Annotated in this window: 10 protein-coding genes; 2 read left to right on the forward strand and 8 right to left on the reverse strand. The window is 64.9% G+C overall.

What is annotated here, in order from left to right; all coding sequences use genetic code 11:
- Nucleotides 1-200: 200 nt before the first annotated feature.
- Entirely contained in the window at nucleotides 201-1,190 is a 990-nt protein-coding gene (locus tag ACSBOB_RS06865) for a LacI family DNA-binding transcriptional regulator (RefSeq protein WP_442581694.1), read from the forward strand.
- A gap of 87 nt (nucleotides 1,191-1,277) precedes the next feature.
- Here ACSBOB_RS06865 and ACSBOB_RS06870 read toward each other — a convergent pair whose 3' ends face one another.
- The 6 genes from ACSBOB_RS06870 to ACSBOB_RS06895 form a co-directional block, all read right to left on the reverse strand.
- On the reverse strand, nucleotides 1,278-2,324 hold the full coding sequence (locus ACSBOB_RS06870; RefSeq protein ID WP_442581695.1) for an alpha/beta fold hydrolase: 1,047 nt from the start codon (nucleotides 2,322-2,324) through the stop codon (nucleotides 1,278-1,280).
- Nucleotides 2,325-2,369: 45 nt separating this feature from the next.
- On the reverse strand, nucleotides 2,370-3,119 hold the full coding sequence (locus ACSBOB_RS06875) for an SDR family oxidoreductase (RefSeq protein ID WP_442581696.1): 750 nt from the start codon (nucleotides 3,117-3,119) through the stop codon (nucleotides 2,370-2,372).
- 95 nt (nucleotides 3,120-3,214) lie between these two features.
- On the reverse strand, nucleotides 3,215-3,871 hold the full coding sequence (locus ACSBOB_RS06880) for a VOC family protein (RefSeq protein ID WP_442581697.1): 657 nt from the start codon (nucleotides 3,869-3,871) through the stop codon (nucleotides 3,215-3,217).
- A 43-nt stretch (nucleotides 3,872-3,914) separates the two neighbouring features.
- Nucleotides 3,915-4,721: an SDR family NAD(P)-dependent oxidoreductase gene (locus tag ACSBOB_RS06885; protein ID WP_442581698.1), complete on the reverse strand. Its 807-nt coding sequence runs from the start codon at nucleotides 4,719-4,721 to the stop codon at nucleotides 3,915-3,917.
- An 81-nt stretch (nucleotides 4,722-4,802) separates the two neighbouring features.
- A complete protein-coding gene (locus tag ACSBOB_RS06890) occupies nucleotides 4,803-5,852 on the reverse strand; it encodes an enoyl-CoA hydratase/isomerase family protein (RefSeq protein WP_442581699.1) in 1,050 nt (349 codons plus the stop codon).
- Between the two features lie 115 nt (nucleotides 5,853-5,967).
- Nucleotides 5,968-7,269 (reverse strand): epoxide hydrolase family protein, encoded by a 1,302-nt coding sequence (locus tag ACSBOB_RS06895; protein WP_442581700.1) that lies wholly within the window; start codon nucleotides 7,267-7,269, stop codon nucleotides 5,968-5,970.
- A 281-nt stretch (nucleotides 7,270-7,550) separates the two neighbouring features.
- On the opposite strand from ACSBOB_RS06895, the gene ACSBOB_RS06900 reads away from it, so the two are divergent.
- Complete coding sequence (locus tag ACSBOB_RS06900) at nucleotides 7,551-10,400, forward strand: ATP-binding protein (RefSeq protein WP_442581701.1); 2,850 nt, start codon at nucleotides 7,551-7,553, stop codon at nucleotides 10,398-10,400.
- Nucleotides 10,401-10,817: 417 nt separating this feature from the next.
- Here ACSBOB_RS06900 and ACSBOB_RS06905 read toward each other — a convergent pair whose 3' ends face one another.
- Together ACSBOB_RS06905 and ACSBOB_RS06910 are read right to left on the reverse strand one after the other, a co-directional pair.
- Complete coding sequence (locus ACSBOB_RS06905) at nucleotides 10,818-13,094, reverse strand: hybrid sensor histidine kinase/response regulator (protein WP_442581702.1); 2,277 nt, start codon at nucleotides 13,092-13,094, stop codon at nucleotides 10,818-10,820.
- 327 nt (nucleotides 13,095-13,421) lie between these two features.
- Nucleotides 13,422-14,519, reverse strand: coding sequence for an ABC transporter ATP-binding protein (locus ACSBOB_RS06910; RefSeq protein ID WP_442581703.1), 1,098 nt, complete (start codon nucleotides 14,517-14,519; stop codon nucleotides 13,422-13,424).
- Between the last annotated feature and the right edge of the window lie 56 nt (nucleotides 14,520-14,575).

Genomic DNA, 14,575 nt, shown 5'->3' on the forward strand with positions numbered 1-14,575 from the left:
GCGCCCCAAATCGAGACCTTGGCGCCACCAAAACCGCCGGGTCCCGGCGTCGCAACGCCTTCCGCTCCCCTGATCGTCTGTCCGCAACGCATGAGGCGATGGATATCCTGTGGACATCGATGGACAGCGCTATCCATTTGGTGGATACGTTTGGACAACGATCCTGTCAACCGTTATTTTGGATCGAAGGGAGAGGTCGGTTGAAGCTCGAAGACGTTGCAGAAGCGGCCGGCGTTTCGACGATCACCGTGTCGCGATGCATCAGCAATCCGGGGCGGGTTTCGGCGCGGACGAGGGAGCATGTGCTGAAGATCGCGGAGCAGATGGGGTATATCCCGAACCGCGTCGCCTCCAGCCTTGCCTCCAGCCGTTCCAAGGTGGTCGGCGTGGTGGTTCCGACGCTGGCCAATCCGATCCACGGCATGGTGCTGCAAGGCGTCGCCGATGTGCTGGAGCCGGCGGGTTATCAGCTGTTGCTCGGCAATTCGCATTTCCGGGCCGCAAACGAGCTGGACCTGGTGCGCACCTTCATCGGTCACCGGGTTGACGGCATCCTGCTGACCGGCAAGGATCGCGCGGCGGAATGCGCCGAACTTCTGATGCGCGCGCGGATCCCGATGGTCGAGATGTTCGACTACAATCCGCATCCCCTGGACGTCAGCGTCGGCTCCTCGAACTTCGATGCGGGGGCCTCGCTTGGCCGCTACCTTCTGATGCGGGGACGCAAGACGCTGGCCTTTGTCGGCCATACCGGCCTCGACGACAGCCGCATGATGGCGCGTCTGGAAGGTATGCGGTTCGTCTGCCAGGAGCATGAGGCGACACCACCCTTGCATTATGAGGTGACGAGCGATCCCGGCAGCGGCAGCGGCGGGGAGGTTGTAGGCTCGATCCTCCACGAAGCGCCCGGCGTCGATGCCGTTGTCTTCGCGGGACATCAGCTGGCGGTCGGCGCAATCCGCTATGCCCAGGATGTCGGGATCGAGGTGCCGCGCCGGCTGGCCATCGCCGGCTTCGGTGACACTCCGATCGCGCGATGGATCACACCCAGCCTCACCACCGTGCGGTTCCCGGTGCGCGAAACGGGCGTCGAGGCGGGACGGCTGCTGCTGGCGCGGCTGCGCGGCGAAACCATCCAGAACAGGTCGGTAAGGCTTGGCTTCGAGGTGTTGAGCCGGGAAAGCGCCTGAACAGGGCTTTTCAGGGATCCGTCGCAGCGGCGCAAGTATCCCGTCAGGCTTCGGGACGGCGGCAGGCGATCTGGTCGGCCATCGACATCAACGCCGGCTGACGTCGATGACGGCCTTGGCGAAAGCTTTTGGCGCTTCCTGGGGAAGATTGTGGCCTATGCCGCCGGTGATGAGCCGATGTTCGTACTTGCCCGAGAACATCTTGGCGTAGGCAGCCGGTTCCGGATGCGGCGCGCCATTGGCGTCGCCTTCCAGCGTGATCGTCGGCACGGCGATCACCGGCGCCTGCGCAAGCCGCTTCTCGAGATCGTCGTATCGGGCTTCGCCCTCCGCCAGCCCAAGCCGCCAGCGGTAGTTGTGCATCACGATGTCGACATGGTCGGGATTGTCGAAGGCTGTGGCGCTGCGCTCGAAGGTGGCGTCTTCGAACTTCCATTGCGGCGATGCGAGCTGCCAGATCAGGCGGGCGAAATCGCGCGTGTATTTCTCATAACCGGCGCGGCCGCGCTCGGTGGCGAAGTAGTACTGGTACCACCATTGCAACTCGGCCTTTGGCGGCAGCGGCTGCTTGCCCGCCTGCTGGTTGCCGATCAGATAACCGCTCACCGAGACCATCGCCTTGCAGCGCTCCGGCCACAGGGCTGCAACGATGTTGGCCGTGCGGGCGCCCCAGTCGCAGCCGCCGATCGTCGCCTTCTCGATCTTCAGCGCGTCCATCAGCGCGACGATGTCGGCGGCGATCGCGGCCTGCTGGCCATTGCGCATCGTCTCTGCCGACAGGAAACGCGTCGTGCCGTAGCCACGAAGATGGGGCACGATCACGCGAAACCCTTCCGCTGCAAGCAGGGGCGCGACATCGGCATAGGTGTGGATGTCATAGGGCCAGCCATGCAGCAGGATGACGGGCGCGCCGTCTGCCGGCCCCACCTCCGCGTAGCCCACATTCAGCAGCCCCGCGTCGACCTGCTTGATCGGACCGAACGCGTTGGCCGCCGCTGATGTGGTCGCCGCGGTTTGCCCCGTGGATGCGGCCAAGGTCGGCGAAACCAGGCCGAACTCTGCGATCGCAAGACCCATCGCGGCCGCGCCGATCAGGTGACGGCGGCGTCCGTCGATTTTGTCGAAGTCGTTCATGGCAATGCCTCTTTGTGTGCTGCGGCGGTTTTCTGGCGGCTAGTCTCAGGAGATGAGTTGCTGACCGCCGTCGATGTCGTAGGTCGCGCCCGTCAGCGCAGTGTTGCTCATGATGTGAACGGCGAGCGCGGCGACGTCGGCCGGTTCCACCACACGCCGGATCGGCAGCGTCGCGCGGAGTTCGTCGCGGCGCTTGTCGAGATTCTCGCTGAGCAGCGATGCCGACAGCGGCGTATCGACGAAGCCGGCGGCGATCAGGTTGACGCGAACCGGTGCCAGTTCGAGCGCCAGATTGGCTATGAGGGCGGGAAATGCGACGGTGACCGTCGAGACGATCGCGAGGCCAGGCCGCGGGCGACGCGCGCCCGTGCCACCCATGAATATCAGCGAGCCGGCCGGCTTGACCTTGCCCGCGGCGCTGCGCGCGACATTGATCGCGAGCAAAAGGTGTTCCGTGAGGTCGTGCCGCGCCTCTTCGGGTGGAATTTGGAGGGGAGCGCGGTAACGCGGAGCGCCCGCGGTGACCATGACGTGGTCGATCGGGTCGGGCAGACTCTCAAAGAATGCCTCCAGGGCCGCCGGATCGTTGGCGTCGAAGACCGCGGTGCGGTCGGCCTCGACCTCAAGCGCGGCCCGATCGAGGCGGTCGCGATTGCGCCCGGTGATAATGATGGCGGCGCCTTCCGAGCGGGCTCGCCGGGCAGTCTCCAGCCCGATGCCGGCGCTGCCGCCGATGACGACGACGGTCTGGCCGAGCAGGTCAGGGCTGCGCCGGGTGGATGTCGCGTCGCTCATCGTCGTCTCCGATCAAGCTGTCGTTTGCCGGCTGGTCCGCTAACTGTCGTGCATGATGACGGGGCGGCGGCACGCCGCCGCCCACGGCGAAAGTGCTAAAGCGGCAATTCCTTGCCGGCGTGTTCGGCGACCATGTATTCGGCGTACCAGTCCGGCCAGTTCTCGTCGTGCTTGCCTCCCTCACGCTTCTCATGCTCGCCATGCGCGGCGGCTGCGCGGCGCAGCGCCGCGGCGAGGTCGACGACCGAGGCGAAAGCCGTGTCGCCGTCGACGCGTCCGGGAAAGCGCTCGGTGATCTCCTGGAGCAGCCAGCCATTGCCGTCCGGATCCTTGAATGTCGCGAAGGAGACATAGCTGCGGCCTTGCGGATCCCTGCCGCCGATCGCCGGCTGCCCAGGACCGCCGCGGTGGAACACCTCGCTCACGTCGGCGCCCCGGCCGGCGAGCTCGGCGCGTGCCGCCTCGATGTCCGAGACGATCAGGTAGTTTCCGCTTGCCGAACCGGGTGCGGCCGAAGTGATGCCGATGCCGAAGTGAACGGAAGCCGGCGAGCCGGGAGGCGTGAACTGAATCACCCGGAAGCTGTCGCCGACCGGAAAATCGGCGTCGAGCCGCCAGCCCAGGTTGCTGTAAAAGCGCTTGGCGCGCTCGACATCCGAAACCGGAATGACGGTCACCTCGAGCTTCATGTCCTGCGGCCGCGCTCTCCGAGTGCCGGCCGTGGCTTCAATGCGTGTTTTGTCGCTAGTCATTTCTGCCTCCAAGGGCTTGAGGTTGATCGATAAAAGTGCTTCGTCAGGCGGCAGCCGCGGTCCGGTATCGCGCCGGAGATCTGCTCAGCGAGAGGTTCGGAATGAGCTTTTGGCGCGCGGCTTCATAGGCATTCCAGTCCGCTGCATCCGGGAGCGACGGGATGGTGACGAGTTCGCCCTGGTCGAGGCCGGCAAGTGCGGAATCGACCAGATCGTCCCCCTGCATGACCATCTTTTCGGGCAGCTGACCGACCGAGCCACCTGCCGAGTCCCAAAAATTGGTCGCCGTCGCACCCGGCAGGACAGTCTGGACGCGGATGTTCCTGTCGGCAAGCTCCTTGTGGAGCGACTGGCTGAAGGCCAGCACGAAGGCTTTCGTGCCGCCGTAGACGCCGTTGAGGATTTCCGGTCCTATGGCGACGGCCGACGAGATGTTGATGATCGTGCCGCCTCCGCGCGCCACCAACGCCGGAACCATGGCGTAGGTGAGCCGTGTCAGCGCGGTTACGTTTAGCTCGATCATCGCCTCCATGTCGTCGACATTCGACTCCAGCAGCGACACCAGCGCGCCGACCCCGGCGTTGTTGACCAGTATGGTGATGCCGGGATAGGTCGCCAGCAGCGTCTCGATGCGTTTCAGGTCTGCCTTATAGTTGAGATCGGCCGCCGTGACCTGGACGTTGCGGCCGGTGGCGCGGGCGATGCGCTTGGCAACCTCGTCGAGCTTGACTTGATTGCGGGCCACCAGGATGAGGTCGTAACCGCGACGCGCCAGGCGGTCGGCATAGATTGCGCCGATCCCCGAGGAGGCTCCGGTCACCACCGCGATGCCTTTTTGTGAAATGGACATTGTTGTTCTCCTGTTCGACTGCGCAGCCAGCGGCGCGCGGGTTTGCGTTTGTTGCTGAGTTTGGCGAAGGCGGGGAGGGTGCTAGTCCTGGCTCAGGAGTTCCGTGTAATGGCCGAGCCGGCCTTCGATCTCGCCGCTGGTCTGCAGCCCCAGTTCCATGAGCTGTTTGATCCTGGACTGCGCCTCCGGGCGCTGGACGGACGTGATGAACGCATCCCAGCCGGCGGCGATCTCCGGGTCGGAAGGCAAGCTCGCGAAGTCGACGAGCCGTTTGGTGTCGGCGATGGCCTGGCGGTCGAACGTCGTGATGCGCATGGCCAAGGCTTCGACAAAGCCGTCCAGTTGATCTTCCGGAAGCGCACGATTCACGTATCCGTACCTCTCGGCCAGTTCGCCGCCGATGTCGTCGGCACCGAGCAAGATTTCCAGCGCGCGCCCGCGGCCCATCAACCTCGGCAAGCGCGCCATCGGCCCGCCGCCCGGCACGAGTGCGGCCCCGACTTCCCATTGCGACAGGATCGCCTTTTCCCGGCTGGCGAACCGCATGTCGCTTGCCAGCGCGAGTTCGCTGCCCACGCCTGTGGCCCTGCCGCGGATCATCGCGATCGACACGACAGGCGCGCGGGAAATACGAACCAGCATATCGGGAAGCGGATGGAGCCCGGTCGGGCCGGCAGGCAGGCTCGTCGACTCGGACAAAGGCGGCGTGAAATTGTAGTGGGTGAGGAAGTAACCGGGAACCGCGCTGTCGAAGACCACAACCTTCAGTTCCGGATCATTCTCGATCTCGGTGACCACCTCGTTGAGCTGCGGTATGGTTTCCGGCCCGAAGATGTTGAAAGGCGGATTGTCGAAGGTGACGCGCCAGTAAGCGGGGGTGCGGCGTTCCACACGAACCTGCCTTGCGGATAATCTGGTGGCCTCGGGCGCCGCGCCTGCGGTTTCCTTAACCGCGATGTTCTTTGACGTTGCCGATGTAACCGAGCCCTCGGCCAAGGCAGGCGCGGCGCCCATCACGGCTGCGAGAAAAAGCGCTGTCGACGCAACCAGGTGTCTGGTGTTGCCTGCGATGTCAGGCAGGCAAGCGGTTTTCCCAATTTCGGCCATTGGCGTTGTTTCTTCCGATTTCATGGTGGTTTTCCTCATCTCTGTCCGCCAATCGACGGCGCTCACTTTCACGTCGCGGGCCGACCGAACGGTCCGGCCCACTGTTTCAGGTCTTGAGGAGGCGAGCCGCCCCGATCTGCTAGATTTGTTCGCGCAGCGGCCGGAAGGCGGCCCGCAATTCCTCGGAGAAGACCTTCGGCTGCTCCCAGGCTGCGAAGTGGCCGCCCTTGGCTGGCCGGTTGTAATAGATCAGCTTCGGATAAGCCTTTTCCGCCCAGCTTTTCGGAGCCTGGTAGATCTCGTCGGGAAACGCGCTGACGGCGACCGGGATCTTGACGCCCCTGGGATCGAAAAAACCTCCCGACGGGAAGTGCGCGTTGTCCCAGTAAAGACGTGCGGAGGAGATCGCGGTGTTGGTCAGCCAGTAGAGCGTGACGTTGTCCAGCACATCGTCCTTGCTCAGCCCCTCGGCCTGTCCGTCGAAAACATGGGCGATCATCTGGTAGCTGCGGATGTCGTGGTCGAGCATCCATGCGGCCAAGCCGACCGGCGAGTCCACGATCCCGTACAGCGTCTGCGGCCGGTTGTTCATCTCGATCGCGTAACCCAAGCCGTTCTTGTAGAAGTCGTCGAGTTGTTCATAGGCTCGCTTCTCGTCCGGCGAGAGGCCGGCAGGGCGCGGGCCGCCGGCGGCGAGCGCCTTCGAGATATCGGCGGGGACGGTAGCCGCCATGTTGGTGTGGATGCCCAGCAGTCCGGGCGGCTCCTGCAGCGCCATCTGCTCGGTCACGGCGTTGCCCCAGTCGCCGCCCTGCGCGACATATTTCGTGTAGCCGAGGCGCTGCATCAGCGTCGCCCACGCCTTGGCGATGCGGACGGGAGTCCATCCCGGCGCCGTGGGCTTGCTGGAAAAGCCGTAGCCCGGCAGCGACGGGATAACCACATGGAAGGCGTCCGCCTCGCTGCCGCCCTGCGCGGTCGGATTGGTCAGCGGCTCGATAATCTTCATCTGCTCGATGATCGAACCGGGCCAACCATGCGTCACGATGATCGGCAGCGCATTTTCGTGCCTGGAACGCACGTGGATAAAGTGGATGTCCAGCCCGTCGATCTCGGTTGTGAATTGAGGCAAGGCATTGAGCCGCGCTTCCATCTTGCGCCAGTCGTAGTCCGTCGCCCAATGCTCAGCGAGTTTCTGAGCCGTCGCGAGCTGCACGCCCTGCGTGCTGTCGGCAACGGTCTCCTTGTCTGGCCAATAAGTCGCCGCAACGCGCCGGCGCAGGTCATCGAGACGCTCCTGCGGGAAGTGGATGCTGAAGGGACGGATGGATGCATCCGCGGCAGCCGCATGGAACGTGCCGGGAATCAGGCCGAGTACGGCGGATGCAGCGGCCGTGGCGAGCAGTTCGCGCCGCGTCGTCGATAGCAAGATTGCTGACATGGTGTCCTCCTGTGCCGAACCGTCCATCAACAGGCGGTTCCGAATGAGCTTTCGATGGCTGCGGGCCAGTTGTTGCCCGACAAGGAGAAGTTAGGCGCAGTCGAATCCAGGGTCGAATTAAGCTCCGTGAGGAAATCTGAAATGTTCTGAAGTGGTCGCAGAACCTGCCTCGTGGGACAGATACCGCCCGATGCGCCAAAAGAAGGCTATCGGCCATTGCACTTGCGAGCGGCTTGGTCCTAACTGAATAGTTATAATTCCGAAGAACCGAGATTATTGCCTTGGGGCAGATCGAACCACGCGTGTTTGAATCCCGCGGCTGGGAGGTCGATCTCGCGAAGCGAGAGTTGCGCGCACATGGCGCGGCGATTCCGGTCGGCAGCCGTGCCTTCGAGATCATCGAGACGCTGCTCGAATCGGCGGGCGAACTGGTGACCAAGGAAGACCTGATGAGGCGGGTCTGGCCGGGTCTCGTCGTAGAGGACAACACGGTCCAGGTCCATATCGCCGCGATCCGCAAGGCGCTCGGCGCCGATCGCAGCATGCTGATGACGATCTCCGGGCGCGGCTACAGGCTGCTGGGCGACTGGACGACCCGCAAGGAGATTCTGCCGGCAGCACCGGATGCGCCCGAGCGCGTGCGGTCGGCGGCGCATCCTTTCCTGACCAATGTCCCGGTGGCCGCCTCGGCTCTCGTCGGGCGGGAGACGGCAGTCCAGCAGTTGCGCGATCTTGTCTCCGCCTACCGTGTGGTGACCCTCACGGGGCCGGGCGGCATCGGCAAGACAGTGCTGGCGTCCGAAGTCGCGCGCAGGCTGTTCCCGACACTCGAAGGCGACGTCCTGTTCGTCGAACTGGTTTCGCTGTCGGATCCCGGCCTGGTGCCGTCGACGGTCGCTCATGTCCTCAATGTGCATCTGCATGGCGACGAGGTATCCGCGCAGTCGGTGGCGCGGGCGATCGGCGACAAGCGGGTCCTGCTCGTGCTCGACAATTGCGAGCACGTCATCGATGCTGCTGCGACGACGGCCGAAATCCTGGTGAGCTTGTGCCCGCACGTGTCGGTGCTTGCGACGAGCCGGGAACTGCTTCGCATCGAGGGCGAGTTCGCCTATCGCGTCCCGGCGCTCGATGTGCCGGCACAGGATGCGGATGGTCCTGGCGATGTGCTGGACCACAGCGCGGTGCAGCTGTTCGTCGCCCGGGCGCGGTCGCTCCGTGCGGACTTCCTGCCGGAAGGCGACAAGCTTCCGGCGATAGCCGCGATTTGCCGGCAGCTCGACGGCATACCGCTCGCCATAGAGTTCGCAGCGGCCCGGGCTGCGACGCTCGGCATCCAGCAGGTCGCAGGGCGCCTCGACGATCTCTTCGCGCTGCTTACCAGCGGCCGGCGCACCGCGCTGCCGCGGCACCAGACACTGCGTGCGGCGCTGGACTGGAGCTATGAGTTGCTGCCCGATGCGGAGCGGCGGCTGCTTCGGCACCTCGCGATCTTTCCCGCGGGCTTCACGCTCGAGGCGGCCACGGCGGTGATGAGCGACAGGGAATCGAGTGTTGCGCTTGGCATTTCAAGTCTGGTCCTGAAATCTCTGGTGGCATTGGATGGATCGGAGACTGCTCCGCGCTGGCGGCTGCTCGAGACGGTCCGGGTATATTCGCTGGAGAAACTGGCGGATAGCGGCGAACACGGACGGGCGATGCGCCGCCTGGGGGAGTTCTGCCTGGCTCTGTTTGCTTCGTTCGCGAAGGAGGACGAGCTTCAGGGGGCAATCGACGATCTCGCCAACTACCGCCGCGAAATCGGCAATCTTCGCGCGGCGCTGAAGTGGACTTTCGCGACTGGCGGCGATGTCGTGCTGGGGGTGGAAATTGCCGCCGCCGCAAGCGATTTCTGGGTCGCCGTGTCGAGGGTCGCAGAGGCCGGCGAGTGGGCAGCGACGGCGCTCTCTCACATCGGCGGGTCGGCGGGAACTCGTGCGGAAATGGTCCTGCGATGCAGCCTCGGCTTCGCGCTGATCTATACCCAGGGGATGAGCGCCCGCGCCCGGGAGATGCTCATGGAGGCGCTGGCGCTGGCGCGGGCATTCGAGGATTTCGACTATCAGCAGCGCGCAACCTGCGGCCTGTGGCTTTTTTCCGCCCGCTCGATGGCCTTGAACGACGCGCTGGCCTTCGCGCGCGAACACGAAGAGGTTGCCAAGGGCCGTGACTTCCAGTCCCGGGCAACCGCGGCCTGGCTGGTGGGGATACCCCAGACATACGTGGCGGCGCATGTCGAGGCCGGCGAACGGCTGCAGTGGGCGATCGACCACTATCCCGCCGCCAGGCGCCGTCTCGACATGATGCGGCTCGGCGCCGACGTCCGGTCCTCGGCGCTGGCGCACAACACGGTCAATCTTCTGTCGCAAGGCCTTCTCGATGCCGCCTCGCGGACGGCGGAGAGCGCGATCGAAGAGGCGCGAGAAACCAGCCAGCCGTTCGCCCTGTGCGTCGCGCTGGCCTGGGCGGCCGGTTTCGTGTCGCTGAGCCTGGGTGAATTCGACAGGGCGAGGGATTTTGGCGAGGAACTTGTCGATCATGCTTTCAAGCACGGCTTGCGCCCGTTCCACGCGGCTGGCCGCTGCGTCAGGGGCAGCCTTGCGGCGAGGCGTGGGGAAGCCGAGGCCGGGGTTGAAGCGCTCCGCTCCGGCCTCGCCGAAATGCAACAGGCAAAATACCTGCTGTTCTATCCGTTTTTCCGGACGGAACTCGCCTCGGCGCTCAGTGGGATGGGCCGTTTCGACGACGGTCTTGGCGAGATCGATGAGGCGCTGCGTTTTGCGATGGAGACCGAGTATTTCTGGTACGTGCCGGAAATCCTGAGGACCAAGGGCGAGTTGCTGGCAAGGCGAGGCTCGGACGACCCGGCGTCGATCGAGCATCTGTTCCGCCAGTCGATGAGACAGGCGAACGAGCAGCAGGCGATCTATTGGGAATTGTCTGCGGCGACCAGCCTCGCGGAGCTTTTGCAGCGTCAGCGAAGGGAAGGGGAGGCGTTTTCGGTCCTCTCTCCGGTATACAGCCGTTTTACCGAAGGATTTTCCGCGTCGAGGGTGATGCGCGCCAAGGCGCTGTTGGATGAATTGACCTAGGCCGCGCCAGTCGGAGACGGTTCTCCGACCTGACCTTGGTTGCGAGCTGGCCAACGCCCGGAGCTTCCTGACCACCGGTGTCAAGACCGTGCTGGGTTCGGCGGGAGCAAGGTCCGGCCCGGACAGGGCCGCCTTGCCTAACTCACCAGTGGACGGGCACGGATCACCGTCCTGTCAACGCGCTCCGGCGGTGGGTAATTTGGTTGCCAGTGGCCCGGGGCTCTGCTGCCTTAGGCTTGTCCCGTCACGTCGATCGGTATTCGAGCCCGAAGCTTGATTCCTGTCACCAGCAGCACGGCCGCGCCGCGGCCGGCTTTACTCGGAGCGCCCGCGCATAGGCTTTCCGGCAATTCCGGCGATGACCGACGGTCCCGGCTCCGCTAGCAAATCTTCGCGGCCCAGCGGATCGGACTGGAGTCATCCGCCGTTGGACGGAGCGAGGGCGGCGATGGCCTCGCGGATGGTTTCCCGCGAGAACGGCTTTTCGACCACCGGCCGTCCCGACCGTTCCAGGAAACGGGCCGCAGAACTGCCCAGCGTGTCGCCGGTGACGAAGACGAAGCGGTCAGCTGCCGCGGGGACCCTCTCCCGCGCCCAATCGTATAAAGCGGGGCCGTCCGTGTTCGGCATTCTCAGATCGCAGAAGATCGCATCGAACGAGGTTGCAAGCATGGCCTGCTTGGCATGCGCGCCGTCCGCGACGGTGATGACTGAAAACCCCTCGGTCTCCAGGAACAGGGCGACCATCTCGGCGACGTCCGGCTCGTCGTCGACGACAAGGGCGGTGCGGCCGACACCGCCTTTTGAAAACGGGGTCTCACCTCCCTCGGATTCGGTGACGGTGCCGGTCTCGATTGGCAGCCGCAAGCGGAAATGCGCCCCACTGCCATTGTCCAGAAGCTCCAGCCTGCCATTGTGAGCCCGCACGACGCCCAGCGAGAAGGCCAGCCCTATCCCGGTGCCCACGCCCTGCGGCTTGGTCGTGAAGAACGGATCGAATATCCGGCTGCGTATCTCCCGCGACACGCCGGGGCCGTTATCGGAGATGAGGATATCGATTTCGTTGTCGACGAGGCTTGTCTCGATGGCGATTCGTCGCGGCTCGGGTATCTCCTGCAGCGCTTGCTGGGCGTTGACGATAAGGTTGAAGAGCACCTGATGCATCTGGTCGGGGTCGACCTCGAGCGGCGGCAGGCCGTCGGCCAATTGCGTGCTGACCTCGATGCCGGCCGTGCGCAGGCCGTAGCCGGCCAGGTCGAGAGCGGCGCGGATCAGGTCGTTGGCGTCGATGCTGCGGCGCTCCGGCTTGCGTTCGCGCGCCATGGCGAGGAACGTCTTGACGATGCGCGCGCAGCGCTCCGCGGCGCGCTTGATCCTGCCGGCGCGTTCGGCCTGGATCGTGCCGGCAAGCTGTTCTTCGAGCACGAAGGCCTGCGCGACCACGACCGCCAGCGGGTTGTTGAGTTCGTGGGAAACGCCGGCAAGCAGCGAGCCGAGCGCGTTGAGCCGCTCGCTCTGTGCGAGCGCCTCGCGCGATCGCGCCAGTTCTGCCTCCGCCGCCCTCGTCGCGGTGAGATCCACAATGCTACCGACGATCACCTGCTGGCCATCCATCTCGACATGGCGCCAGCTGAGTGCGGCCGGGAACACCGAACCGTCGAGCCTGCGGAAATGCGCTTCCACGCCGTCGACCCGCGCAAGCGAACGCGACATCGCGTTGATGCGTTGATAGTCTTCTCGGCTCGCGAACCAGCGGTGCTGCAGGAACCGCTCCTCGTCGCCGTCGCCGACGCCCATCATCTCGCGAAATGCCGGGTTGGCCACGATCAGCTGATTGCGCTGATCGATGAAGACGACGGGGACCGGGTGGTGGTGGGTCACGGCGCGGAAGCGCCTTTCACTCTCCGCCAGCCGCTCGGCGGATCGCTTGAGTTCGGTGATGTCGATATCGAAGCCGCCGATGCGCGCCTGCTGCTGGTCTTCCCATTGGACCGGGAAGCGCACCACCAGGCTCCAGGCATATTCGGCCGCCTGGCTCAGGAATTCCTCGAAAGCGTTCGGCTGCCCCGCCTCGAGAACGCGGCGGTCGTTCTCGGCGATCATCGCGGCTTCGTCATGGCCGAATATGTCGGCGGCCGAAAGCCCGATCGCTTCCTCTGCCGGTCGGCCGAAGACCTTCCCCATTTCGGGGTTGGCCATCACGTAGCGGCCGTCGATGTCCTTGAGATACATGCCGATGGGCGCATGCCGCATGAAAGCTTCCAGCCGCGCCTGGCTGGCGAGCAGGGCGGCGTCTGCGGCGCGGCGCTCCGAAAGGTCGCGCAGGCACGCGGTGAAGAACCGCCGGCCGCCGCTCCACGCCTCGGTGATCGCAAGCTCCACCGGAAATTCACTGCCGTCGGCGCGCATCGCCGTCTGTTCCACACGCCGGCCGAGGAGGCGTGGCCCGCGGCCATCCAGATAGGCGGCATGACCGATCGTGTGGGCGTCGCGCAGACGCGGCGGAACGATGAGTTCGGAAATCTGGGCACCGATCGCAACGCCCCGGGGATATCCGAAGGTTGCTTCCGCTGCCGGATTGAACTCGACGACGCGTCCGGTCTCGTCGGTGACGATGATGCAGTCCAGCGAAGAACTGATCACCGATGCGAGGATCGCATCGGCGGAAGCGGTTGCGGTGTCGGACTTTTCCAAGAGAGGCTCCCCTCCTAAGGGTCTAACACGCCGACCTCCGTATTCAACACTGTCGTTCCTTCGATGCAAGGAAGGTTTCGGCCGAAGCGGTACCGGCCCGGCTGCCTGCCGCTATCGCACCGCTGCCGGCAATGCGGGCTGAGCTCTGCCGGCGGGTGCTGGAAAACGCGGCACGTCGGCCCTGCGATGGAGCCGGTCCGCTTCTTCCGTCATCGAATCAGGTGAAGCTCATAGGCATTGCACATGATTGCGCACCGGTCGCATGATCCAACGGTTCGCCCTTCCCGATGCCATCCTGGCCATGCGGCTTTCAGGCTTGTCGCCGCTTCATCCCAGCTTTCTGCCGCTCACCGGATCGAGGAGGACACAGCCTTGCGGATCGAATGAAACCGAAACAGTCGCGCCTTCCGGCCAAAGCTGTCCGGCGATCGGGTTGACGGCCCGGAGTGTCAACGCTCCGCCCGCATCGATCTCGTAGGCGGCGTTGCCGCCGAGGTACGCCGCCGACACCACGCGCCCCGGAAATGTGTTGGGACCGGCGTCCGCGGAGGCGTCCCCGACCTTCAGGCGCTGCGGCCGGATGACCATCCTGACGCCGTCGCCCGGCTTCAGATGCCAGGGCGCGGCAACCCTGATCGTCCGGTCGCCGGCAATCGAGACCGACGCTATGCCTTCGGCGAAAGCGGTGACCGCGCCGTCAACGATGTTGGCCTTGCCGAGAAAACTCGCGACGAAGCTGGTGTCCGGTTGCTCGTAAACCTGGCTCGGCGTTCCGATCTGTTCGATACGGCCGGTGTTCATCACCACGATCTGGTCGGACATGGCCAACGCTTCTTCCTGGTCGTGGGTTACGAAGATCGCGGTGATGCCGGTCTCTCGCTGGATCTTCTTGATCTCGCCGCGCATCTCTTCGCGCATATTCGCGTCGAGGGCCGAGAGTGGTTCGTCCATCAGCAGCACTTCGGGCTCGAAAACGATGGCGCGCGCCAGCGCTATGCGCTGCTGCTGGCCGCCGGAGAGTTGGTGCGGCAGCTTGCGTTCGCTGCCCGGCAGGCGGACCATCTCCAGCGCCCGGCCGACCCTGCGGACGATCTCGGGTTTCGGCACGTTGCGGTACTTCAGGCCGAAGGCGACGTTGTCGAAGACGCTCTTGTGCGGAAACAGCGCGTAGTTCTGGAAGACCAGGCCGATGTTGCGCTTGTAGATCGGCACCTGGTCGATGCGCTTGCCGCCGATGGCGATCCTGCCTGCCGATATGGCGACAAGGCCGGCAATGGCGCGCAGCACCGTCGTCTTGCCGCAGCCGGACGGGCCGAGCAGCGTGACGAAGCGCCCCTTGCCGATCGACAGGGAGAATTTCTTCACGGCGTTGAAATTGCCGTAGTCGATGTCGACGTCCTGGAATTCGACGGCAGGACTGTCCATCAAGTGCCCCTGGCGATGGAGAAAGAGCCGCGCATGACCCCGGCCGGCGTGGCCGG

This window comes from Mesorhizobium sp. KACC 23794 (assembly GCF_052180275.1).
In the GTDB taxonomy this organism is placed as follows: Bacteria; Pseudomonadota; Alphaproteobacteria; order Rhizobiales; family Rhizobiaceae; genus Kumtagia.